The organism is Hymenobacter sp. AT01-02, from assembly GCF_000961955.2.
GTDB classification, from domain to species: Bacteria; Bacteroidota; Bacteroidia; order Cytophagales; family Hymenobacteraceae; genus Hymenobacter; species Hymenobacter mucosus.
Window position 1 is genome coordinate 41382 of sequence record NZ_JZIR02000002.1, and the last position, 24003, is coordinate 65384.

Consider the following 24003-nt stretch of genomic DNA (forward strand, 5'->3'; position numbering starts at 1 on the left):
TTCTATTTATGTCTAGCTTGTGTATTCCCGTGCTTCTGTTCAGTCCACTTGCCTCATGGACGATTCCATTCAAAATGAAGCAGGTGTGCTTCGACAAAATTCTGCCGGGTATTTTCACTTAACATGGCTGCCTGGCTCTACCAACCAAACAGCGGTGCAGCAGCTTCTGGAAAAGCTTTTGCAACAGCTGCAGCAAACCGGCTGCACACGGCTGCTTTCCGACCAGCGTCAGCTAGGTGCGTATAAGGATGAGCTAGTGAGTTGGTTAGTAGTGGATTGGCTTCCTCGCACTGTGGCAACGCCCTACCTTCAGCGTACGGCTATTCTGCCGCCTACCCAGTTGTATGTGCGCATGCAAACCATGAAGAAGCCTTTAGTCGCTACGGGTTGGTCAGCCGCACCTTTCAGAAGCAAGAAGATGCCATTGCCTGGCTACTAGAGTAACTAGTGCCGAAACCATTCTAGCGCAGCACTGCGCCTGCCATCATCTAAAAGTAAAAGTCTCGCTGCACACAGTGCAACGAGGCTTTTGCGTAGTAGGCACGCTAGTGCGGAAGGATTACCGCCCAGCTTCCATCAGGCTGATGGCGTAGCCGCCGCCAGGGGCGCAGTACTGCGTCAGCTTGGTTTTGTTCGTGACGTTAACCTTGCGGATTTCGTAGGCCTGCGGGTTCTTCTCGTAGTGAGCATCCTTTTTGTCGGCGTAGATGGTTGCCACGTACTTCTTACCAGGGTCCAGGAAACTCAGGTTGATTTTAGAAGTGCGGCCGTTCTCATCACACGTGCTGCCCACAAACCAGTTGTTCTTGCCCTTGGCTTTACGAGCATAAGTGATGTAGTCGCCGGGCTCGGCTTCCAATACTTTTGTGTCGTCCCAATCTACAGCTACGTCCTTGATAAACTGGAAGGCTTCGAGGTGCTTGTTGTAAGTTTCGGGTAGGTCGGCGGCCATTTGCAGGGGGCTATACATCGTCACGTACAAGGCCAGTTGTCGAGCCAGGGTGCTGTGCACGAAGGACGTATTGCTGGGGTTGTAGGCGCTGATCTTGGTTTGGAAGATACCAGGTGTGTAGTCCATGGGGCCGCCAATGAGGCGGGTGAAGGGCAGAATGGTCGTGTGGTCGGCATTATTACCACCAAACGACTCATACTCGGTACCGCGGGCGGCCTCGTTGCCGATTAGGTTGGGGTAGGTGCGGGCCAGGCCAGTAGGGCGCACGGCTTCGTGGCCGTTCACCATGATTTTATGCTCAGCCGCCTTGGTCAGCACGTAGTTGTAGTGGTCTACCATCCACTGGTCGTAGTGGTGGTGGCCCAGCGGCACGATGTCGCCCACGTAGCCGGTTTTCACCGCGTTGTAGCCGTACTTGTTCATGAACTGGAACGCCGTGTCCAAGTGCCGCTCGTAATTGCGTATTGAGCCGGAGGTTTCATGGTGCATAATCATCCGAACGTTCTTGCTAGCGGCGTAGCGCTGCAGCTCCTGCACGTCGAAGTCGGGGTAGGGCGTCACAAAGTCGAACACGTAGTCTTTGTGCTTGCCAAACCAGTCTTCCCACCCGGTGTTCCAACCTTCCACAAGCACAGCATCAAACCCGTGTTTGGAGGCAAAATCAATGTACTCCTTCACGTGGGCCGTGTTGGCGCCGTGGGTGCCATTGGGCTTTACTTTGGAGTAGTCAATAGAGTCGAGCTTGATGTTTTCTTGGTTGGTGTACGACCAGGTGCTTTTACCCGTAATCATCTCCCACCAAACGCCCACGTACTTTACGGGCTTAATCCAGGATACATCCTTGAACTTGGTAGGCTCGTTGAGGTTCAGCACTAGCTTCGATTCCAGAATATCGCCCGCCCGGTCGCTCACAATCACGGTGCGCCAGGGCGAGTTGGCCGGCGTCTGGAGCAGTCCTTTGTCGCCCACGGCATCAGGCGTCAGGTGCGACTCCAGCACGAAGTTCTTGTCTTCCAGCTCCAAGTGCATGGCCGAGTAGTCAATCAGGGCCGCCTCGTGGATGTTGATATACAAGCCGTCTTTGCTCTTGAGCATGAGCGGGGTTTGTACTCCCGTGGCCGAGAAGGGAGTTTGAGAGGCGTTGGGCGTGGTAGCTGCTTCATCTTCCCGCGTATCTCCGACAGGTTCGACGTGACGGTGCTGTACTCCTGGGTGTCGTAGTCGCCGGGGAGCCAGAAAGCCTTATGGTCGCCGGCCAGGGCAAACTGCGTGCGCTCCTCCTTAATGGTGAAGTAGTCGAGGCCTTTCTGCTGAGGAAACTCGTAGCGAAAGCCCAGGCCATCGTCGAACACCCGGAAGCGTACCCGCATCACGCGGTTGGTTTGGGCCTGGGTGAGCGTGACGGCCAGCTCATTGTAGTGGTTGCGGATGTTCTTAACCTCGCCCCATACCGGCTGCCACGTTTCATCGAAGGAGCGGCGCTGGGCGCTAGTTTGGGTAAAGCCGCTAGTCAGCGAGGTTGTATTTTTTAGGTCCAGGCCGAGGCGGCTGGTTTTAAGCACCGGCCGTCCTTTGTAGGTGAGGCTATAAGTAGGCACGCCGCCTTCCTGCACATTTACGCTGAGGGTGAACTGCTTATTGGGCGACTGAATGTCCTCGGCTTGGGCTAGGCCCGCAAGCAGGGACAAGCACGCTACTAGCATGGTGCGCCCACTCCGGCGAGCGGAGCGCGATATCCAGGAAGAAGAAACGACGGGGCGGTTTCCAGAGGAAGCCGACCGGCTGATGCGGTCAAAAAGCATGGTGGGAAGGGGAAAAGAAGGGTTCGGCGTATCTTGACTGTGCTAGGACAAAAGCCCAATAACATCTGTAAGGTACGCCGTCGCAAGTTGTTGCTCTTCCCGCCGGTTTGCTACAGCGTAGTTGCCTGGTTTCCGTGCGCTATTGACTAACAGCCATTTTGTACACCTGGCTTGCACCGTATAGCGCCCGTAGTTTTTAGTAGGGTTCCCTAATGGGTAGCCGCGCACCACAGGTTCGGAACAACTACGCCATACTAAGTTTGCTTACGTACCTGCGGGCGGTGCCTGGGGCGTGCTGCGCAGGGCCTGCTTCATCTCCTGCTCCTTCAGTTTTTTGCAAGTCAGCACAATCAGGGCATCATTGCTCATGGCATTTTCGTCGTAGCTCATGTGTACCTTCTGCCCGTTCCAGGCGTAGCGCTGAATGTAGGGGCTGCTCTGCACCCCTGGGCCTGCCTGAGCCTGCAAGGCCTCCAGCACAGCACGGCTGTTGTGCAGGCCGCGGGTCTTGACGAGGATTACGGCGAGCCTGCCCTGGTAGAAGCCGTACGTCACGTCGGCTACTTCGCCCGTGCCGAATTGCTTTTGCTCGCCCTTGCGGCGGTAGTAACTCGTCTTGCCCGCTTTTTCGGCCAGGGCCAAATCCCGGTATGCAGAAGGAGCTGTCTCGAAGCGAGCACCCCGAAAGCCATACGTTTCGTCTAGGGTAGTGAGGCTGGGCGTGGGCTCCTGGGCCAATACAACACCAGAAAAAGCAATTAGGGAGACGAACGTAGCAACGACTTTCATACGGATAATACAGCTATGACTTGGCTCAACGGGTATAAGTGAGTAGGTCATGAAAGAATACAATACTGCAAAGAAAGTTATAAGTCGCGTATGTGCGGCACTGCCGTAGGCGTAATCTGGTTACTTTAGTAAGTGGTAGCCTTGCAGTAAGTAGGTGTTTAGCAGACGGCGGCGGTGGTAGCTTCTGCCTGTTCGTAGCATGACACGCTGTACGTGGCCTACATACTTATTTTCTGGCAGAGCATGTACCTTGTTGCTCTATTCCACTTGCGCTTTTCGTTTATGAGTTCCGATTCTCGCTTCTCCGCTGCTCTTGCTCAGTTTGATGCCGCTAACGCCGAAGACCCCCATCAGGAAACAGACGCCGACGGGCGGGTATGGCCAAAGGAACTCCTGTACGGCCAACGGATGAGTGACTGCCTGGCCCGCGTGGCGCCTGATGCCCCGGAGGCCGTGCAACTAGCTGCTCGCTGTCAGCACATCCGCCGCTGGACCATTCCGCGTCACGACTTTCCTATGGATCGACCGGGCTACCACCAGTGGCGCAACACGCTTAAGAAATTCCACGCCACCCTGGCCGGCGAAATCCTGACCGGAGTAGGATACGATCAAGCAACCATAAAACGCGTGCAGGCCTTACTCCAAAAGCAGCAGCTCGCCCACGACGCGGATGTGCAGCTCTTGGAAGACGTAATCTGCCTGGTATTTTTGGAGTACTACTTCCTCGACTTTGCCCAGCAACACCCAGAAGAGAAAGTTATTGACATTGTGCAGAAAACGTGGAAGAAAATGACTTCTAATGGTCATCAACTGGCCCTGCAACTGCCCCTGCCGGCCCCCGCCCATGCTTTGGTGGCCAAAGCCTTGGGGGCAGCCTAGGGTACTATTCTTTGACAACGGGGTGCCCCAAAGCCACTACCTCGCCGATAACGATAAGCGCCGGATAGGTAATGCCATGTGTAGCTACTAGCTCGGGTAATTGAGCTACGGGACCCACTACCAGTTTGCGGTGGGGGAGGGAGAGGTGCTGAACCACGGCTGCTGGCGTGTCGCCTTTGCCCATGTCGCGGTAGGTCCGGGCAATTTCTTCGGCTTTCATCAGCCCCATGTAGAGTACAACGGTAGAGTTGCTGTGCATGGCCAGCCGCAGGTCGGCGGAAAGCGAACCGTCTTTTTTAGTACCCGTCAGCAGCCAAACGCCCTCGCTGATAACGCGGTGCGTCAGCGGAATATCTTCGAAGCCCAGCGCCTGCATACTGGAAATGCCCGGTATGTAGTGGCTGCAATGCCGTGGGAACGGGCGAATAAGACTTCCTCAAACCCCCGCCCGAAAATGAAGGGGTCGCCGCCCTTCAGGCGCACTACCCGCCCATGAGCCAAGGCCTTCTCCCGAATGAGCTCGTGAATAGTCTCCTGGGGCGTATACTCGCCATAGGGCTTTTTACCTACGTAAATGCATTCGCAAGCTGTAGGGGCCAAGGCGAGCAACTCCTGGTTGGCTAGGTTGTCGTAGAGAATAACTGCGGCCGTTTGAAGCACTTTGTAGGCTTTGATGGTCAGCAATTCCGGGTCGCCGGGGCCGGCGCCCACTACGTATAGCTCGGGCGTTGGGGCAGGCATCATATGGTAGGGTCAATTACGGGCGGCTATCTGTTTGCTTGCGTCCTCTGCCACCGGGCGGCAGCCAGCATGCCGGTAGTGAGCAAAGCGCCCAAGGCCACCAGCCGCCAGCGCCGCGTGGCCGGTGCTTCGTAGCCGGGGGCACCGGTTAGGCCGGCTGTTACGGCATCCAGCGCCCGCACTTTGGCTGCAAAGTCGCCGGCTAACTGCTGCCGAATAGCGGGCATCTTCTGAAGCACGGCATCCAGCTCGTCGGGAAGCGCCGTTTCAAGTACGCTCCGCAAGCGCTTCGCCACCGTTGGCGACTGCCCGTTGGTAGATACTGCTACTTTGAGGGCGCCCTTTTGCACCACCGATGAAAGGTAGAAGTCGCACAATGCGGGCGTATCGGCCACATTCACCAGCAAACGCCGGGCGTGCGCAGCCTCCCGGATACGGCGGTGCAGCGCGGGGTCATCGGTAGCGGCAAATACTATATCGGCTTCGTCGAGGTAGGCATCTGTGTACTCGCCCTGGTGCAATTGCACGGCCGGATGGCGGGCAGCAACCTTCTGCAATTCCGGCAGAAAAGTAATACTCACTACAGTAACGGCGGTGTTCGGGCTGTTTCGTAAAATAGCCGACAGCTTTTCCAAGCCTACGTTGCCCCCGCCCACCAAGAGTACGCGCAACTGTTCGAGCTTCAAAAAAACGGGAAAAAGCGGATTGGCAATGGGGGGGGATGACATGAAAACAGAACTAGTGAAATAGGTACTTCATACGTATGCCCGGCGCTTAGGGCGACATTATAGAAGCATCTTCTGGCAGCGCCGCCGGGTCGTGCCACTGTTCAAACTCGGTGGCCGGCGCTTCGCAGGTAGGGCAGTGGTAGGAAGGTAAGCTAGCCCACGGGGTGCCCGGGGCAATGCCCTGGCCCGCGTCGCCATAAGATTGGTCGTACACAGTCAAGCAGCGGCGGCAGCGCGGCAGCGGGGTACTCGCGGCTCCAGGCAGGGGCAGATTATGGGAAGCGGCCGATTGCTCTGGTGCTGGTGCGGCCGTAGCATCGCGCTGGGCATAAAACTGGTGGCACAGCTCGGCAAGGTACCAGCCAAGCTGGTCGCGGCGTACTTGCTGGCGGAAGAGCACGAAGTCGCGGGAGTTAGGGTTGAAGTCGCGGGTATACAGAATTTCGTACTGGGTACCAACGCGGGCCGCCTGCGTGCGGATGATGATGGAGCCGAAAAGACCCGTTTGGGGTTGCGTCTTAATGGCGAAGCACAGTTGGTAGGTGCGCACATCTTCCTCATTGAGGTAGCGCACTAGCTCATGCTTGAGGGCTAGGCCGTCGGGGCAACGATCTTCCACCTGCCAGTTGAGTTCGTTGGCGGCGTGGCGTACATTGAGGCGATGGCGCTGCAACACAGTGTCCCACTGAGCGCGGTCAGGGAGGGCAATGCCTTTTATCACCAATGATTTCCAGGGAGTGGTGCACAACTGCCCGATGCGAGTATGCAAACACAGGCGACACACATCCTGCAAAAAAGCTACGGCAAATTGCTCATTGCGCCGGTAGATTCCCAGCCACAGTTGCTGGCCGCTGCGGTTAAAGCCCTCGTAATAAGGCAGCGTGAACGTAGGCACCAGCAAAGGACTGGCCTCGGCGGTAGGAGCAAGCGGTTGGGTAGCGCTGATATGCGCGAACAACCGAGCTCCGGCCGTTGCGGGGGCGCCATCGTAGTCTATGGCAGTGCTTAGCAGTGCCTGCTCGATGGCTGCACTCAGGATGGGAACGTCCTCGGAGTAAACCAGCTGAGGCCATGTATACAGGCCGCCCGCACGTGGAAACCGCACGTACAGGTGCCAATGGTTGCTAGTTTCGGCGGCAATGAAGTTGAGGTGGCCCGTGAAAAATGGCACGAACGTTTGTCGGCTATCAACCAGGTTAATTTTTAACTGGGGCTGGTAGTCAAATAGGTCTAGAATGTCCTTATACACGCCTTCGCGTAGCCACGTAGCGTTGTAGAACACGTCCTCGCCCACGTACGAGCTCATGATGTTGGGATGCGCCTCCTTGTAAGGCTCGCCGGGCACGCCCACGGCCGCAAGTGCTTGCAGCAAGGTCCAGCGGCGGCTTGGCTCCACCGCCAACAGGAGTTGTTGCCGATGGCCGAACTGCACATGGTCAATGCCGGCCGCCTCGGCAGCAGTCAGCACGGCCAGTAGGTCGCCGGCGGGCACAATGCCGCCCGGTAAGTTTACAGCGACGATGGAGAGGGGAGAGGCAGCAGTCATTGGTAGGGGCAAGGGTAGTTAGCCAGCAGTAGGCACCAGCAGAGCTAGTTCGGCGGCCAAAAGCTGTTGCACTTCCGGCCGGCACGAGCCGCACCCGGTGCCCGCGCCCGTGGTAGCGCACAGCTCCGGCACGGTATCGCAGCCGGCGGCAATGGCTTGGCGCAGGTTGTCGGCTCCCACGTTGTTGCAGCTGCATACCAGCTTGCCCAGCACGGGCGTTGGCGTGCGGCCACTGCGCAGCAGCTGGAGGCGTTTGTCGCTTAGCTCGGTGCCGTTCGCAATCAACTCCCGAAATTCCTGAAACTCACTTTTGTCGCCGATAAGAATGGCCCCCACCAGGCGGTCGTGGTGAATGATGCACTTCTTGTAGTAGCGCTGGGCCTTATCAATGAAAACAATCTCTTCGTACTCAGTCGAGTTCGGGCATTCGGGGAGGCCAATGCTGCACAAGTCAAATCCGTGAATCTTGATGATGTTCATGAAGGTGCTGCCGCGGTAGTAGCTGCTCACGTCGCCGCTGAGGTAGCGCGCCACTACGGCTGCCTGCTGCTCGGCCGCCGCCGTGATGCCGTAGAGAGTGCCCTCAAATTCGGCAATTTCACCTAGGGCATAGATGTGTGGGTCACTGGTTTGCAGCCGTTCGTTTACCAGTACCCCCCGGCGGCACTCTAGTCCGCACTCGCGCGCCAGCTCCAGGTTGGGCACTGTGCCAATGGCCATGATGAGCGCATCGCAGGACAAGCGGCGCCCACTCTTCAGGCCTATCCCTGTAAGACGCGCGCGGCCGTAGTACAGCTCAACTTCGTCGTTGAAGTACAAATCACAGCCCTGATCTAGCATTTCCTCCTGCAGAAGCTGGCTGCCTAGGGCGTCGAGCTGCCGGTCCAGAAACCGGGAGATGCGCTGCACAATGGTAACGCGGGTGCCTATTTCCCGCAGAGAGGCCGCCATTTCCAGCCCCAGCAGGCCGCCGCCCACAATTACTACGTGCGCCTGAGCCGGCAAGTGGCGCTTAAACTCATCGGCATCGGTGCGGCTGCGCATGGTGAAGATACCCGGTAGCGTAGGCACGTTGCGGGGCACATTGGCGCGGCTACCCGTTGCCAGCAGCAGCACGTCGTACTCGGTGCGCTTGCCTCGCGAGTCCACCACGTATTTCTCGGTCCGGTTTATTTCCTCTACGCTCACGCCGCGCAGCAGCCGGATATTATAGGCGGGCTCCTCGTGGTCTTGCATCTTCACCAGCTGTTCCCATGCCTGGTGCCCGCTGATGTAATCGGGTAGCATCACCCGGTTGTAGAAAGGAAAATCCTCCTTGCTGAAAATCGTAACCTCGTCTTCCTGGTTAAGCTCCCGATAAGATTTGACGAAGCCGTAGGCGCCCGCTCCGGCGCCCACTACCACAATGCGTTGCTTAGGCTTACGATACTTTTCTAGCTGTACGGCGCAAAACTTAAAATCGGGCTCCTTAGAAATAGGGTCTAGCGTGGCCGAAGTCACGTTGTTGGCGCGGTTCAGGTCGGAGCCCAGAATTTTCCCCCAGTGCATGGGCAGAAATACCACGCCCGGTCGGATGCCCGTTGAGAGCTGAGCTGCCACCCGTACCGTACCCCGGCGCGACTTCACAGTCAGTAAATTACCTTCGCGTACGCCCAGCGCCGCGGCGTCTTGGGGGTGTACTTCTAAGTAGGCCTGCGGGGTGTGCTGGTTGAGCTTACTGACTTTGCCCGTTTTGGTCATGGTGTGCCACTGGTCGCGGATGCGGCCGGTGGTGAGAATAAACGGGAAGTCGTCGTCGGGTGCCTCGCTACGGAAGGTGGCCGCTACCGGATGAATGATGGCCCGGCCCGAGGGCGTGTAAAATTGCTGATCGGTGAACAGCCGGGCGGAGGCCTGTGGCTGACCGGACCGGTAGGGCCACTGCACGGAACCTTGCTCTCGGAGTACAGTATAGTTCAGGCCCGAAATATCGAGGGTAGTGCCGGCCGTGAGGCGGGTATGCTCTTCGTATATCGCCTCCGTGGTTGGAAAGTCGAACCCCGGGAAGTTCAGGGCGCGTGCAAAGCGACAGATGATTTCGGCATCGGGCAGGGCCTCGCCCGGCGCTTCCACTACCTTGGGCAGGTAGCTAATGCGGCGCTCCGAGTTAGTCATGGTGCCTTCCTTCTCGGCCCAGGCCGCAGCGGGTAGAATTACATCGGCGTACGCCAGAGTTTCGGGCTTGGTGCTAATGTCTTGCACTACCACAAACTTGGCCTTAGCCAGGGCAGCTTCTGCCTGGCGCACCTGGGGCAAACTCGTGAGCGGGTTGGTGCAAATAATCCAGATAGCTTTGAGACGACCGTCTTCCAGGGCCTCAAACATTTCGGTGGCGGTGTAGCCTGGCTTCTCAGCCAACGGACCACTGCCCCAAAACTGTTGTACTGCCGCCCGGTGCTCAGGGTTAGCTAGGTTGCGGTGAGCCGGCAGCAAGTTGCTGAGGCCGCCTACCTCGCGCCCACCCATGGCGTTGGGCTGGCCAGTAAGGGACAACGGGCCAGCGCCGGGTTTGCCAATTTGCCCGGTGATAAGGTGTAGGTTCAGCAAGCTAAGGTTCTTATCCACCCCCACGGCACTTTGGTTGAGCCCCATAGTCCACATCGACAGAAAGCCCTTGGCGGCCCCAATGTAGCTGCCGCCAGCCGAATATCGGCTTCGGCTACTCCGCATAATTGAGCTGCTTCTTCCAGGGTGCGCGCAAACACCAGCTGCCGGTAGGCCTCATATCCTTCGGCGTGCTGCTCAATGAAGGCTACATCAATGTCCCCGTTTTCGATGAGGGCCCGCGCCAAAGCTTGGTGCAGCACTACGTCGGTACCGGGAAGAACTTGTAGGTGCACGTCGGCTAGGGCAGATGTGTCCGTAGCGCGGGGGTCTACCACTACAATTTTGACGTGGGGGTTGGCGGCCTTGTGGGCTTCTACCCGTCGCCACAAAATGGGGTGGCACCACGCGGGGTTGGCGCCCGTCACCAAAAAGCAGTCGGCCAGTTCAATATCGTCGTAGCAAACCGGTACGCTGTCTTCGCCCAAGGCCATTTTATACCCCACCACCGCGCTACTCATGCACAAGCGGGAGTTGGTATCAAGGTTGTTACTGCCAATGAACCCCTTCATCAGCTTGTTGATGACGTAGTACTCTTCTGTCAGGCACTGGCCCGAAGCATAGAAGGCTACCGAGTCGGGGCCATACTGCTCAATAAAAGTGCGAAATACGGCCGCGGTGCGGTGCAGAGCTTCCTCCCAACTCACGCGCTGTAGAGGCCGACTTTTGCTGTAGCGCATGTGTGGGTACAGTAGCCGGTCGCTCCGGTCGTTCACGGTGTATTGCAGGTTTAGGCCTTTGCTACACAAGGCACCTCGGTTTACGGGGTAGGCAGGGTTGCCAGTGACGGTGACGTCACCGTTCTTTTCCAGCTTAACTAGCACGCCGCAGCCCACGCCGCAGTAGCAACACGTAGAAGGAATAGCAGGGGAGGCAAGGGGCATACACAGGAGGCGCTAGGGTATTGGAAGCTGCAAAAAATGGCTTAAGCGCCGGCCAGCGCCATTGGGGCCGTTTCGGTTGCTTCTTTCAGCACTAAGCGGAGCAGCAGCACGAGGCCTCCTACCACGGCCACGCCAACACCGATGTACAGAAACGCCGTAGTGTAGCTGATGGTAGCTGACTTGAACAGAAATCCTACCAGCATAGCGCCTAGGTTGCCACCAGCGCCTACAATGCCGCTTACGCTACCAATGGCCTTGGTATTCACGAATGGCACGATGGAGTAGGTGCAGCCGTTGGCCATTTTTAGGAACAAGGCAAACACCAGCATGGCCGCAATAGCCAAGGGTAGGCTAGGTGCCAGCGCAAAGGCGGCAATGCCTGCCCCCTCCAGTAACAGCAAGCCGCCCAGCAACATCCACTTGCCCTGAATGCCGTAGGCACGGCCGGCCCGGTCGCTTACCACACCGCCCAGGCCGCGAGCAAAGATGTTCATGAAGCCAAAAATGCCCGCTAGCATACCAGCCGCTACCAGTGTAGCCCCAAAGTGGTCCACGAAGTACACGGCGGCTACATTATCAATGGTGATTTCGATGCCAAAGCAGGCCCCGTAGGCAAGCCCCAAGATCCAGGTGCGGTAATCACGCAGGGCTACCATAAAGGTGCCCTGGCTTTTCACGGCTGCATTGCGCTGAATGTCGGCGTAGTTGCCGCGGGGGGTGTCTTGGGTGTACTTGTAGTACAGGGCCGCCATCAAAAGCAAAATCACGCCGGGTACTACCATAGCTAGGCGCCAGGAGTTGGCCTTATCTACGTAACCCAGGCTCACGAAACCCGCGGCCACCAGCGGCATCACCATGTTGGCAATGCCCCCTCCCAGGTTACCCCAGCCACCCGCTACGGCATTGGCTGTGCCTACCACGTTGGGCGCAAACATCATGGAGGTGTGAAACTGCGTGATGACAAACGAAGCTCCAATGATGCCAATGGCTAGCCGGAATAGCAGGAAGCTTTCGTAGCTATTGCTTAGGCCAATGGTTAGCACCGGAATGGCGCCTACCCCCAGCAAGATGGTGTAGGCGAGACGCGGCCCAATGGTATCGCACAGCTTGCCCATGATGAGGCGAGCCAGGATAGTAGCGGACACCGAGGCAATAACGATGTTGCCGATTTGCCCCTTATCAAGGTGAAGCTGCTCACGAACCAGAGGCATAAGCGGGGCAATGCCAAACCACCCAAAAAAGCAGAAGAAAAACGTAAGCCACGTCAGATGAAACGTGCGCATTTGCACACCCTTCGTAGCAAAGATATTGAGCCGGTTTAGGGGCTGCTGAGCAGCAAGGGAAGCGTCCATGTGGGGGAGTAGGGCTAGGAGATACAGCAGAAGAAAATATTGGCGAGCATTAGGCTAATCCGATGTATACAACATCGCCCTCCACCTTGATGGGGTAGGTTTGGATGCTGCACTCGTCGCCGTTGAGGCACTCTCCCGTGCGCAGGGAAAAGGTGCGCTTGTGAAACGGGCAGGCCACCTTGGGCTCACAGGTTTCGCCGGTGCTTCCAATCATGCCCCGCGCCAGCGCCATCTGTTGCTTATGGGGGCACAGGTTTTGGGTAGCAAACCACTCGCCCCGACGGGCAAAGTTGAAAATAGCTACCTGCTCGCCCTCTACCAGGGCGCAGGCTCCGCCATCGGCGGGAATGTCGGTAGTATGGCACACGGGTAGCCAGGCTACGGCAGTGGTAGTCTCCATAAAAATCTATCCGTTAAGTGGTTGTGGTTGCTGAGCTAGGTAGGGGCAAAGAAGATGGAAGGGAAATAGACGGCCGGTTTTACCAGGCTTTTACCATCTTCTGTCCCCGCATTTCCTCAAATTCCATGGTAGGGTCTTTCACCTTCGGAGCATTCACGAAGTGGGTGAATTGCTTGCGCAGTTCAGGATTTTCTACCACTTCCTTCCATTCGCAGTGGTAGTTCTGGATGAGCAGGGCCATTTCAGCCTCCAGCTCAGCGCAAATACCGAGGCTGTCATTAATGACCACGTTCTTTAGATAAGCCAGGCCCCCCTCCATCTTGTTAAGCCAGGTGGCCGTGCGCATCAGCGGATCGGCAGTTTTGATATAAAACATCAGGAACCGGTCGAGGTACTTCACCACAGTATCCTTGTCGATGTCGGTCGCCAAAAGTTGGGCGTGCTGGGGTTTGGAGCCACCATTGCCACATACAAAGAGGTTCCAGCCCTTCTCCGTAGCGATAATACCGAAATCCTTGGCCTGGGCTTCCGCGCACTCGCGCACACAGCCGCTCACACCGCTTTTCAGCTTGTGGGGGGAGCGGATCCCCTTGTACCGGTTCTCTATTTCGATGGCAAATGATACGCTGTCGTGCAGGCCAAACCGACACCAGGTGCTTCCCACGCAGCTTTTCACGGTGCGCAATGACTTACCGTAGGCGTGTCCGCTCTCAAACCCCGCGTTAATCAACTCCTCCCAAATATCGGGTAAGTCGCTCACGTGGGCCCCGAACATGTCGATGCGCTGACCACCCGTAATCTTGGTATACAGGCCGTATTTGTGAGCTACCCTACCTATTACCATCAACTGCTCGGGCGTTACTTCACCACCCGCAATGCGCGGCACTACCGAGTAGCTACCACCTTTCTGGATGTTAGCCAAGTACCGGTCGTTGGTATCCTGAATCGTGTTATGCTTGACAATCAGATCATTCCAGAGTCCCGACAAAATGCTGCCAATGGCAGGCTTACAAGTTTCGCACCCGTCGCCTTTCCCAAAATGGTTGAGGGCCGCGTCGTAGGTACGGATGTCGTTGATCCGGAGTAGGTCGAATAGCTCCTGGCGGGAGTAGTCGAAATGCTCACACAGCACGTTTTTGATATACGCCCCCTGCGCCGTGAGGGTACCATTAATTAGGTCTTTTACCATAGGAATGCAGCCTCCGCAGCCTGTGCCGGCCTTGTTGCACTTCTTCATGGCATCTAGGGAGGTAACATTGAGGTCGGTGACGGCAGCGCAAATTGCACCCTTGGTCACGGCCTCGCACGAACATACCAGGGCATCATCGGGTAGGCTCAGTACACCGGCTCCTTCGGCTGCCTCGGCTCCCCGCGCCCCTAAAATGAGGTCTTCGGGATGGGGAGGAAGCGCAATCTTGTTATTGACGGTTTGCAGTAGCATGTTGTAGGCCTCCGCGTCGCCGATGAGTACGCCTCCGAGTAGCAGTTTACCGTCGGGGCTGATATTGATGCGCTTGTACACCCCGTTGTGGGCATCCTCGAATACAATGGAGCGGCTGTGTGGCTCAGCAATGAACGGGTCGCCGAAGCTGGCTACATCTACCCCAATAAGCTTAAGCTTGCTACTCATGTCGTACCCCGTAAAGGCACGGGTGCCCTGCGTGAGCTGGCTGGCTACTACCTCGGCCATGTCGTAACCTGGCGCCACCAATCCGTAGATCATGCCGCCGTGCAAAGCGCATTCGCCAATGGCAAAGATGCGTGGGTCACTGGTTTGCATCTCATTGTTTACCACGATGCCGCCGCGCATCCCCACTTCCAGACCCGCCAGCTTGGCTAGTTCATCCCGTGGGCGGATACCTGCCGAAATAACCAGCATATCAACTTCCAAAATAGAGCCATCGCCAAAATGCAAGGCCTCTATTTTTCCTTCCCCGGCAATGCTCGACGTAGCCTTGCTCAAATGAATTTGCAGTCCTAGCGCTTCCAGCTTGGTTTGCAGCATCTGACTACCAGCCGCATCAATCTGCCGCGGCATAAGCCGTGGAGCAAATTCTACCACGTGAGTCTCGGGCACGCCCAAATCGAGCAAGGCTTTTGCTGCTTCCAAGCCAAGCAGTCCGCCACCTAGTACTGCCCCGCTTCGAGCAGTAGCTGCACTGGCTTTAATTTCTTCAAGGTCCTCAATGGTGCGGTATACCATCACACCTTCTTTCTCAACTCCGGGAATGTCGGGCACAAAGGCCGACGAGCCAGTAGCCAGTACCAAGTAGTCGTAGGGCTGCACAAGGCCACTGCGTGAGTGTACCGTTTGGCTGGCGCGGTCAATTTCCAGCACGGGGTCGCCGAGGTGTAGCACTACCCCATGGTCGTGGTACCATTGTAGGGGCGCCATCAACAGATCGTCGGCCGTTTTGCCCCCGAAGTACTCGCTCAGGTGCACCCGGTCGTAAGCCACTCGCGGCTCCTCCCCAAAAACAACCAACTTGAAAACCGACGTTTTGGCTAGAAGCTTTTCACAAAACTTGTAGCCAACCATGCCATTGCCAATTACAACGACGGTAGGAACGTGCTGCGGTACCATAGGACCGAGAGGTTAAGTATACAAAAGAAGAAAAGTAAAGTGTGGGTGGAGCAGTAACTAGGAGCAGTACACACCTCTCAAGAAATAAGACTTTTGAAAAAGAGCCTTAAATTATGATGGGTGTAGGTGTGTATATTCACAAATCTAGCAAAATACACCTCTCATGCAAGGGTATTATTTGAAAAAAAGCAATTATTATATCAAAGTGACATAAAATTTATAGGTGGTGCAATTGTAAGCAGGTATAGGTGCCTGCACTACTTAGGTGATTAGGAACAGCTGCACGCGCAATACACTCTTGACAAACCAACTGGAGTAGCACACGCAAAATGCGTCCATCCATCTTGTATGAGGGCAGTATGCCTATGCGGTGAATAGGTTCTCCTTAAGTGTAAAAACGTGCTTACCCTAGTGCCGCACTTCACGAAGCAGAATAATAATAAGGTAAACTCAACCTAACGAATAGGTTACAGTGTGCGTAAGCCTAGCCACATACCATACTTTCTTTTAGCTATGAATCAGTCTTCAACTTCAACATCGCGCTCTGGTGGTCCCCTGCTCGACCAAGCTCTGCAATGGCTCAACCAAGGCAGCATGGCCGATATGATTGGACGAATCTCCCCTTCCTTGAAAAATGCGGGCAATAAGGTGACTACTAGCTATGACAAGCTGAGCACTACGCAAAAGGTAGTAGGCGGAGCCTTACTAGTAATAGGAGTGGGCTACCTCGCTAGCCGCAACAAAAATGCTGCGCAACCTACCAGCCAAGCTAGCACATTGCAGGAACTGCTATACTTTGTAAATGACCGCATTGAAGGATATCAGCGGGCCGTTGACGAAAGTGAGGATGCAGAACTACGGGGCTATTATAAGCAGCTAGTAAGCCAAAGCCAGAAGTTTGCCAATGATCTAAATACTGCGCTGCGTCAGCAAGGAGCGGAGGAGCAAAACGCTACTACTCTCAAAGGAAAGCTGTACCGCCGCTGGATGGACGCCAAAGCAAGCCTTACGGGTCAGGACGAAAAAGCCATCCTCGGCGCCAATATATATGGTGAGGAATGGGCACTGAAAGCTTACGAAGACGCGCTTAGCCAGGGCACTTTGGAAGGAGGCGTTCGACTAGCAGTAGAACGTCAGTACGCCTTGTCGCAGAAGACCTACGACAAACTGAAAAAATTGGAAGCGAAATAGGGTTGCCAGCCGATGTTGCGACGCATTGCCCGTCGGCCTTTCACTTGCGAAAGGAAAATATCATAAAAAAGCGAGGCCGATACTTCACTGAAGTATCGGCCTCGCTTTTTTACTCTAGTACCCAGAGCCGGGGTCGAACCGGCACATCTTTCGATATTGGTGTTTGAGACCAACGCGTCTACCGATTCCGCCATCTGGGCATTTCAACCGTCCCTGTTGGTAGATCAGGAACGGGCTGCAAACTTAGCTAGACTTTCGCGAATGCGCAAGAGGTAGCGCTTTTTCAAATAATAAGTTCTGATCTGCTGTAGGGCTTGTGGGCGAGCATCTGCTGGTAGACCTTCGTACCCAACTAGCACTGGTTCAATGCCAGCATCTAGTGTGTCAGTCAGAGCGTTAACTTCTGTTTCTACCTTGGTGGTAGTAGCAGGATCGGGGTCAAATTCGAGCTCCATGAGTTGCTCATTCAGGTCCATAACTTCCATTAAAAAATCTGGTGGAAGCTCCTGTTTTCCTTCCTCTAGCAGACCGTGGCGGCTTAAAATGTATGCCATTCGGTGGTCAAAATCGGAAAGCGTGCGGTACGCATTCGTGTTGAGCGTGGCGAGGTCTAGGATTTCCTGTTGCCTCTCGGAGCTTTCAGTGGCGTGGAAATCGGGATGGTACTGGCGGCTGAGCGCGTAGTACTGGCGCTTGAGTGTCGCCTCGTCCGGACGAAATGTTTCGGGCAGGCTGTAAAAGCCAAAATAATCGGGAGTCATATGGGAAAAGAAAGGCAGTTGCTTCCGAAAGGTTTGGATTCTTCTACGCACGTAGGCACGGAGAGGATAAGAGGAAGCAGCAGTAGAAGCCGAAACGCGCGGCTTTGTTTATCTCTGTACTGAGGGTAACCAGGCCAGCGGAAGGTGTTTGGGCCCACCTACACGACTTTTTGCCCAGCAGGAGAAGTCGTTCGATGAACTGAAAACGCTAGAGGAGGAGTTGCGAACAGCCGCTTGGTAGCGGGCCACACCTCACCGAATAACTCAGAACGACGGTAAGTATTCAGCGCGTCGGCAGATTCCCAATGGCTATGGGTGCAGTAGATATGGGGCTGGTCGGCATCCTGCCAGAGTTCCAGCAGCTGACACCCCGGCATTTGACGGATTTTATTTTCCGACTCATGGAATAGGCGCAGAAAACTCTCTACTTGCTCAGGAAGAAAAGTCATGCGCACAATGCGTATCAACATAAGAAAAATACAAGTAGTGGGAATGCTGTAAAACAGGTGACAGGTTGTCACAACCTACTTAACATAATAAATATATAGTAAAAATACTCTTGCTTAGCAACATGAGGAGTGATTGTAAAGGATGCTAGGACTCGGTAGGGTAGCGTACATCCACCTGTGAATCGAAGTGGAGTCCTAGTAATTCTGAGGCGTTGCCTTGGTTAATTCCAATACACAATTGGTCTTGACTATTGAAAATGCAGACCACTTCGCCGGGAGTAGTAGCTTGGAAGTGCGGAAATATGTCGCGCACGGTTTCGCGGGCGAAATGAATGGTGAAGCTGCGGTTGCGACCAATGACTTCCATGGCCGTGCGCGTGATATCGGTGACGAGGTTGCCGTAGTGGTCAACGTGCACTACGTGACCCATAATGCGGTTATCCTGAAGGCGCAACTGCCTATTGAGTAGCTGATACACATCCGTTGTGAGTGGGCCCAGGTCTAACAGCCCGCCGCCCTTGGCTAAGTGCACCGCAGCTGGCACGAGCAGGTCGCGGGTGGGGGATGAAGTTGGCGACTGCCCAGCGGCCAACGTCACGAGGGCATCGGGCTGGCCGTCGCAGAGCAGAGGCAGAAGCCCATTATCAGCGGCAACGAAGAAGTGGCCCTGAAAGCTGGCGGCGTGCCATGCGGCGCGCGGAGCTCCCAAATCGTTGACGCCCACTAAATGCACGGTACCAGCAGGAAAATCTCGGAATACTGCATTGAGCACATGTACTGCGTGTGCAATGTTGAAGGGCTCAACACCATGCGATATATCCAGTACCGGAACTTGAGGGGCAAGCTGGAGAATACGCGCTTTGACGGCCGCCACATAGTGGTCACGGTAGCCAAAATCGGATAGAAACGTAATCAACCCCATAGCCGGAAATTGTGAGTTCTTCGTACTATTGCCAGTACCCCTGCGCGGGCGGCAAAAGTAGGCGTTTTGCCGTGAATCGGGAATAGCAACGATTAGCGAATTTTTGCTGTTCTCCTACGCAGAGGATGGTATGGGCTCAGCCCGCCGGCTCTTTTCCTTCCCATTCGTTTTTAAATTCCCTCAGATTGGTCGAGAAAGTCATCACGCTCGAAAACGTGTCCCTCGTTGAGTTCTTGGGGCCCGATAACCAGAATATCCGCCAATTAGCGGCTGCTTTTCCGGGCAGTAAAATTATTTCCCGCGGCAATGAGATTAAAATCCAGGGGCAGACCCAGGTAATCAGCCGCATCAACGACATCCTGTCGGCATTGCTGGAGCATTACCATCAATACGGACAGATTACCGATAAAACGGTAAGCCAGTACCTAACCTCTGCCGATGAGGACCAGCAGGACCGGATACTAGCGGCTTCTCCGGATGTCATCTTGTTTGGTGCCAAAGGCGGCGTTATTAAAGCCAAGACTGCTAATCAGCAGCGCCTCGTAGATACGGTGCTGAAGAATGACTTGGTGTTTGCGCTGGGGCCGGCCGGTACGGGCAAAACCTACATCTCGGTAGCGCTGGCCGTGCGGGCACTCAAAAACAAGGAGGTCAAAAAGATCATCATTTCCCGCCCCGTAGTAGAAGCAGGAGAAAGCCTGGGCTTCTTGCCCGGCGACATGAAGGAGAAGGTTGATCCGTATCTGCGGCCCATCTACGATGCGCTGGAAGACATGCTGCCGCCCGAGAAGTTTAAGTTTTATCTTGAGAACAAGACCATTGAAATAGCTCCGTTGGCATACATGCGCGGCCGTACTCTTAACAACGCGTTTGTGTTGTTGGATGAGGCCCAGAACACCACGCCTTCGCAACTGAAGATGTTCCTGACTCGGATGGGGCCCTCGGCTAAGGTGATGGTAAACGGTGACCGTAGCCAGATTGACCTACCTACTAAACAGAAATCCGGCCTGATTCAAGCCCTTGATATTCTGCGCGATGTAAACGGCATTGGGTTCGTGGAAATGACCTCCGAGGACGTCGTGCGCCACCGCTTGGTAAAGCAAATTGTGCAGGCCTACGACAAGTTCGATGTGCAAATGCAGAAGGACCAAGCTAATCAAGCCAACCGTGCTCCGCGTGAATACCAGCCCTACCGCCGCCCCAATGGCCCCGGCATGGCTGCTTCTGACCCAGGGCGCCACCCCGATGCCCGCCGTGAGGATGACGGCATGCAGGAGCTACCCGTCAATCACGAGCAGTAAGTTTGTCGTCTGCTTGGAGCCGCTGAATTACGGTGCGTAGATACCAGTGTATTTCGCATAGAAACAAAAAGGGCTGCCTTGAGCAGCCCTTTTTGTTGGGTAATATTTTCCGTCCAATGTTACTGGTGTGGTACTTTTGTGGTGCTGCCCACGGGCGGCACTACTACCCACGTGTGCGCCGGGCAGCAGTTCATTGTTTACTCTGTTGATTATGAAAGCTCACCGCATTACTGCTCCCCAAGACTTGGAATCTGCTTTTGCCATTCGCCATGAGGTGTTCGTGCAAGGGCAAAACGTACCGGCCGAAGACGAACGTGACATACACGACCATACGGACGCCATTCATTACCTCGCCCGTACGACTGATGGTACTGCGTGTGGAGCGGCCCGCTGGCGCCCCACGGAGAAAGGGGTAAAGCTGGAACGCTTTGCCGTGTTGGCCTCCCACCGTAACCAAGAGGCCGGGGCAGCTCTCTTGCGGGCCGTGCTGCATGATGTACGGGCGGCGCATCCTGCTGCCACGGTGTACTTGCACGCCCAATTGCCCGCCGTACGCTTCTACGAGCGTCATGGCTTTGAGAAAGTAGGGGAGAAGTTTGCTGAGTGCGACATTGACCACTACAAAATGCAGTGGAAACAACCTGACTAAAAACTGCCCATTTAAAAGCAGAAGCCGCTTTGCCACCAGCAAAGCGGCTTTTTTATGAAGAATAAGTAATTTGTAATTTGCCTAGGGCGATTGAATTATGACTTCTTTTTACGACTTTACTTCTTGTATCCCTACCCCTAAGTGGCGGTAGTTATTCTCGATTATCAACTATACATTATGGGTATCACTTGGGCCCCCAATGCCTTTGTTCGGCTAGTGCTACCACTGATGGGTGGTATCGTAACCTACCTCTACCTAGGAGCCTCTTTGCCCGACTTACGGCTGGTAGTAGTGCTATTGGTATGCGTATATGGCGTCGTGCACGGGTGGGCGGCCCGGCAGCGCCACAGTGGTCCAATCGATATTGTGGGCTTGCTGGCAATAACGACCCTGTACGTAGCGGGTGTGGCCCTAACTCAGCAAGCCACCGAAAGCCAAAGTGCGGTTCACCTGTATCGTTTTGGGTCCCGCGTTGAGTTCTACCGAGCCGTGGTGGATGACTACACTGTAGTGCGGCCGCTAACCTATGCTACTACCGTGCGGGTATCGGCGGTACGGGTGGGTGGTAAGTGGCAAGCGGCAGTTGGTGGCATTCGAGTATCTATCCCGCGCGACTCAGCTGTGGCCGCCCCGCAGTACGGCGAGGTGTGGTTGGTTCGGGGCGCGCCAGCACCCAGCAAAGCGCCTCTCAACCCCGGCGAGTTCGATTATCGACGCTACTTAAGTTACCACCAAGTATATCATCAGCAGTTCGTCCACCCCGATCAGTATCGGGTGCTTGCCCTGGAACCGCCAAGCGTGCTGCGGGCTATAGCCATGCGGGCAGCGCGTGTACTGGATGGGGTATTTCGTCACTACGTGCAGGCCAAACGAGAGTATGCGTTGGCTTCGGCTCTTGTGTTAGGTATTAAAGACGATGTAGATCAGGAAACCAAGCAGGCCTACGCCAACACGGGTACCACCCACATCATGGCCGTATCGGGCTTGCAGGTAGGCTTGTTGTTTGGCGTTGTGATGTGGCTGCTAAGCAAGGTGCCCGGCCGCCGGGGGCCAGGGCTGCGGCTGCTGACGGTACTAGTGAGCTTGGGCGTTATTTGGACCTACGCATTTCTTACTGGTTTATCAGCCTCGGTGCTGCGGGCCGCCGTTATGTTCTCCTTCATTATTGTAGCACGCGCCACGGCTCGGCAGACGTCTATGTACAACTTGCTGGCCGTGGCGGCGTTTGTGCTACTCTGCTACGACCCCTACCTGCTATGTGACGTCGGGTTCCAGCTTTCCTTTCTGGCTGTTCTGAGTATTGTATATCTGCAGCCGCGCATTGTGGCATGGCTAGAGCCCAACGATTTTTTCCTGAGCAAGCAGCGGCCGTGGCAGCCGCAGGCCTTGCAGAAGCTATGGAAGGGAATGGGCTGGATGGCAGAAAAAACATGGCAAGCCACGGCGTTGTCGTTGGCCGCCCAAGTAGCCACGTTCCCGCTGGGCTTATTTTACTTCCATCAGTTTCCGCTCAGCTTTCTGTTTTCTAATCTGATTGCCGTGCCCATCTCTAGCGTCGCCGTGTATGTAGGGCTGGTGCTGTTGGTATTGCATGGATTAATAACAGCAGTGGGCAGTATAGCACCTGGCTAGCAGCGTTGCTTGCCTATGGGCCTAAGGGGGTGGCATGGGTGTTTGAGAAACTGATATGGGCGTTTAACGAGTATATTTTTTGGGTAGGGCGCACAATGCCGGGGGCCTTGATTTCGGGAGTACACGTGACGGCCCCGCAAACTTGGCTGATCTTCACTGTCATCTTCGCGCTGCTGGTTTTCTTTGCCGTCAAAAAGCTGCCCTGGCTGGGTATAGCCTGTGCCCTGTTGGGCGTTTTTGCGGGTAGCCGGGTGTGGGCCGCCCAGCAAGTGGCCCCCGATGAGCAACTGGTAGTGTATAGCATACCGCGGCGGTCCGTAGTGGGCTTCTGGCAAGGAGCCGCCGCGGAGGTAGTCACGCTCGACTCTTTGCCCCTAACTGAAACGGAACGTACCTACCGCATTGTGCCCGGTATTATTCAGCGGGAGGCACGACGCGTGAACTACCACGCCGGGTGGCGCAGTTGCGGTGTGCCTGCCCGCGTAGCTGAGCCCGGCCTGGTATTGGCAGCTTGGCGGGGGCTGCGAATAGCCATCATCAACGGCCGACTTAGCGGAGCCCATCAGCCAGTGCCAGTCGATGCCGTGGTGCTGCGCCGGAATGCGCGCGTGCAACCGGCTGACCTAGCGGCTACGTTTGGCACCCGCGAATTAATTGTATTTGATTCTTCTTGCAAAAGCTGGTACGTAGCCCGGCAAGATTCACTGCTGCACCAAGTTGGTTTCCAGACGCATGACGTCACAGCGCAGGGTGCGTTCATCGTGCGCCCTGTGCAGTAGGCGGGGCCAAGAGAAACGTTGGTCGAAACCCGGCGGCTATTCCTGCGCTATAGAGTGTATGGCCAGCGGCTTTTTGTTACGTTTAGCGACTGTGTTCCTCGTGGGCACAATGTTGTTGGCGGGCAAAAGCCCGTATGTGCTGTTCTTTTCACCGATTTGCAAAGCCCCTGACTATGGAAAATATGCCGACTCAGGAATTGGAAGCCCTGCGCTATATCCGCTATGATGCTCAGGATTCTATCGGTTACATTACCCTTAACCGCCCCGACAAGCGCAATGCCCTCAGTGCCGACATGGTAACGGAGCTGAAGCAGGCCTTTGAGTTTGCAGAAGATGATGAAGCCTGCAAAGTGATTGTGCTGAGAGCCCAGGGCGACGTGTTTTGCGCGGGCGCTGACTTGCAATACATTCAAGAATTGCAGGGCTTCGGCTACACGGATAATCTGGCCGATTCCACTCATCTCATGCAGTTGTTTCATCAAGTGTACACCCTGAAAAAGGTGGTGATTGCTCAGGTCCAGGGTCATGCCCTAGCCGGTGGGTGCGGCCTAGCTACCGTGTGCGATTTTGCATTTGCGGTACCTGAGGCCAAATTCGGGTACACAGAAGTGAAGATTGGCTTCTTGCCAGCTATTGTAAGTGTATTCTTACTGCGCAAAATAGGAGAGGGACGTACCAAGCAGTTGCTCTTGACGGGCGATACCATTACGGCGCAAACGGCCCTCGATTTTGGCTTGGTTCAGTTTCTCGTTCCTGCCAGTGAACTAGCCGATAACGTGTATCGCTTTGCTCGCCGCTTGTGCGTGGAAAACTCTGCCCAAAGCATGGAAGCAACCAAGGAAATGCTGGCCCGGCTTCCGGAGATGCCGTTGGAAGACAGCCTCCGCTACGCAGCGCGGATGAATGCTGAGGCGCGCGGATCGGAGGACTGCCGCCGTGGCATTGCTGCTTTTCTCAGCAAGCAAAAAATAGCTTGGGACAACTAATAGTTACCTCAGTACTAGCTAATCAACAGGCAA

The 24003-nt window shown here is 55.5% G+C and carries 21 protein-coding genes, 1 tRNA gene and 1 pseudogene; 8 read left to right on the forward strand and 15 right to left on the reverse strand.

The features are described 5' to 3' along the window. Nucleotides 1–55 precede the first annotated feature (55 nt). The gene (locus tag VI25_RS00515) at nt 56–439 is read left to right on the forward strand and encodes a hypothetical protein (protein WP_045689081.1); all 384 of its coding nucleotides are present in this window, start codon (nt 56–58) and stop codon (nt 437–439) included. Nucleotides 440–559: 120 nt separating this feature from the next. Here the strand turns inward: VI25_RS00515 and VI25_RS00520 are convergent. Together VI25_RS00520 and VI25_RS00525 are read right to left on the reverse strand one after the other, a co-directional pair. Then, nucleotides 560–2655, reverse strand: a pseudogene (locus VI25_RS00520) (glycoside hydrolase family 97 protein). Nucleotides 2656–3018: 363 nt separating this feature from the next. Next, a complete protein-coding gene (locus VI25_RS00525) occupies nt 3019–3543 on the reverse strand; it encodes a hypothetical protein (protein WP_152981431.1) in 525 nt (174 codons plus the stop codon). A 282-nt stretch (nt 3544–3825) separates the two neighbouring features. Here VI25_RS00525 and VI25_RS00530 point away from each other — a divergent pair, with 282 nt between their 5' ends. Beyond that, nucleotides 3826–4422 carry a DUF4202 domain-containing protein gene (locus VI25_RS00530; protein WP_045689116.1) on the forward strand — a complete coding sequence of 199 codons (597 nt, stop codon included), beginning with the start codon at nt 3826–3828 and terminating at the stop codon, nt 4420–4422. Nucleotides 4423–4426: 4 nt separating this feature from the next. On the opposite strand, the gene VI25_RS27505 is transcribed toward VI25_RS00530, so the two are convergent. From VI25_RS27505 to nirB, 9 genes are all read right to left on the reverse strand, one after another. Continuing rightward, a complete protein-coding gene (locus VI25_RS27505; RefSeq protein ID WP_201783243.1) occupies nt 4427–4798 on the reverse strand; it encodes a uroporphyrinogen-III C-methyltransferase in 372 nt (123 codons plus the stop codon). Beyond that, nucleotides 4765–5166 (reverse strand): uroporphyrinogen-III C-methyltransferase, encoded by a 402-nt coding sequence (locus tag VI25_RS27510; protein WP_201783244.1) that lies wholly within the window; start codon nt 5164–5166, stop codon nt 4765–4767. Before VI25_RS27510 ends, VI25_RS27505 begins: the two co-directional genes overlap by 34 nt. Before the next feature lie 23 nt (nt 5167–5189). Then, nucleotides 5190–5891, reverse strand: coding sequence for a bifunctional precorrin-2 dehydrogenase/sirohydrochlorin ferrochelatase (locus tag VI25_RS00540; RefSeq protein ID WP_072144719.1), 702 nt, complete (start codon nt 5889–5891; stop codon nt 5190–5192). Between the two features lie 46 nt (nt 5892–5937). Beyond that, the gene (locus VI25_RS00545) at nt 5938–7437 is read right to left on the reverse strand and encodes a rubredoxin (protein WP_045689084.1); all 1500 of its coding nucleotides are present in this window, start codon (nt 7435–7437) and stop codon (nt 5938–5940) included. Between the two features lie 18 nt (nt 7438–7455). Next, nucleotides 7456–10068 (reverse strand): FAD-dependent oxidoreductase, encoded by a 2613-nt coding sequence (locus VI25_RS27515; RefSeq protein ID WP_316934209.1) that lies wholly within the window; start codon nt 10066–10068, stop codon nt 7456–7458. Then, nucleotides 10017–10964 (reverse strand): molybdopterin-dependent oxidoreductase, encoded by a 948-nt coding sequence (locus VI25_RS28125; RefSeq protein WP_316934210.1) that lies wholly within the window; start codon nt 10962–10964, stop codon nt 10017–10019. Before VI25_RS28125 ends, VI25_RS27515 begins: the two co-directional genes overlap by 52 nt. Nucleotides 10965–11005: 41 nt before the next feature. Further along, the gene (locus VI25_RS00555) at nt 11006–12316 is read right to left on the reverse strand and encodes an MFS transporter (RefSeq protein ID WP_045689085.1); all 1311 of its coding nucleotides are present in this window, start codon (nt 12314–12316) and stop codon (nt 11006–11008) included. Between the two features lie 49 nt (nt 12317–12365). Next, nucleotides 12366–12716: a nitrite reductase small subunit NirD gene (nirD, locus tag VI25_RS00560; protein WP_045689086.1), complete on the reverse strand. Its 351-nt coding sequence runs from the start codon at nt 12714–12716 to the stop codon at nt 12366–12368. 79 nt (nt 12717–12795) lie between these two features. Continuing rightward, nucleotides 12796–15300 (reverse strand): nitrite reductase large subunit NirB, encoded by a 2505-nt coding sequence (nirB, locus tag VI25_RS00565; RefSeq protein WP_045689087.1) that lies wholly within the window; start codon nt 15298–15300, stop codon nt 12796–12798. Between the two features lie 513 nt (nt 15301–15813). Here nirB and VI25_RS00570 point away from each other — a divergent pair. Then, nucleotides 15814–16491 (forward strand): PA2169 family four-helix-bundle protein, encoded by a 678-nt coding sequence (locus VI25_RS00570; RefSeq protein ID WP_055562166.1) that lies wholly within the window; start codon nt 15814–15816, stop codon nt 16489–16491. Nucleotides 16492–16609: 118 nt separating this feature from the next. Here the strand turns inward: VI25_RS00570 and VI25_RS00575 are convergent. The 4 genes from VI25_RS00575 to VI25_RS00590 form a co-directional block, all read right to left on the reverse strand. Then, nucleotides 16610–16691, reverse strand: a tRNA-Leu gene (locus VI25_RS00575). A gap of 24 nt (nt 16692–16715) precedes the next feature. Continuing rightward, a complete protein-coding gene (locus VI25_RS00580; RefSeq protein WP_045689088.1) occupies nt 16716–17252 on the reverse strand; it encodes an iron-sulfur cluster co-chaperone HscB C-terminal domain-containing protein in 537 nt (178 codons plus the stop codon). Nucleotides 17253–17410: 158 nt separating this feature from the next. Next, nucleotides 17411–17722 (reverse strand): putative quinol monooxygenase, encoded by a 312-nt coding sequence (locus VI25_RS00585; protein ID WP_045689089.1) that lies wholly within the window; start codon nt 17720–17722, stop codon nt 17411–17413. A 124-nt stretch (nt 17723–17846) separates the two neighbouring features. After that, nucleotides 17847–18623, reverse strand: coding sequence for an S-adenosyl-l-methionine hydroxide adenosyltransferase family protein (locus VI25_RS00590; protein WP_045689090.1), 777 nt, complete (start codon nt 18621–18623; stop codon nt 17847–17849). A 185-nt stretch (nt 18624–18808) separates the two neighbouring features. On the opposite strand from VI25_RS00590, the gene VI25_RS00595 reads away from it, so the two are divergent. From VI25_RS00595 to VI25_RS00615, 5 genes are all read left to right on the forward strand, one after another. Continuing rightward, the gene (locus tag VI25_RS00595; RefSeq protein WP_082455342.1) at nt 18809–19924 is read left to right on the forward strand and encodes a PhoH family protein; all 1116 of its coding nucleotides are present in this window, start codon (nt 18809–18811) and stop codon (nt 19922–19924) included. A gap of 211 nt (nt 19925–20135) precedes the next feature. Continuing rightward, on the forward strand, nt 20136–20573 hold the full coding sequence (locus tag VI25_RS00600; RefSeq protein ID WP_045689091.1) for a GNAT family N-acetyltransferase: 438 nt from the start codon (nt 20136–20138) through the stop codon (nt 20571–20573). Nucleotides 20574–20750: 177 nt separating this feature from the next. Next, complete coding sequence (locus tag VI25_RS00605; protein WP_152981432.1) at nt 20751–22205, forward strand: ComEC/Rec2 family competence protein; 1455 nt, start codon at nt 20751–20753, stop codon at nt 22203–22205. Between the two features lie 95 nt (nt 22206–22300). Then, entirely contained in the window at nt 22301–22984 is a 684-nt protein-coding gene (locus tag VI25_RS00610; protein WP_152981433.1) for a hypothetical protein, read from the forward strand. A gap of 182 nt (nt 22985–23166) precedes the next feature. Next, nucleotides 23167–23970, forward strand: a complete 804-nt coding sequence (locus tag VI25_RS00615; protein ID WP_045689120.1) for an enoyl-CoA hydratase-related protein — start codon at nt 23167–23169, stop codon at nt 23968–23970. Nucleotides 23971–24003 lie beyond the last annotated feature (33 nt).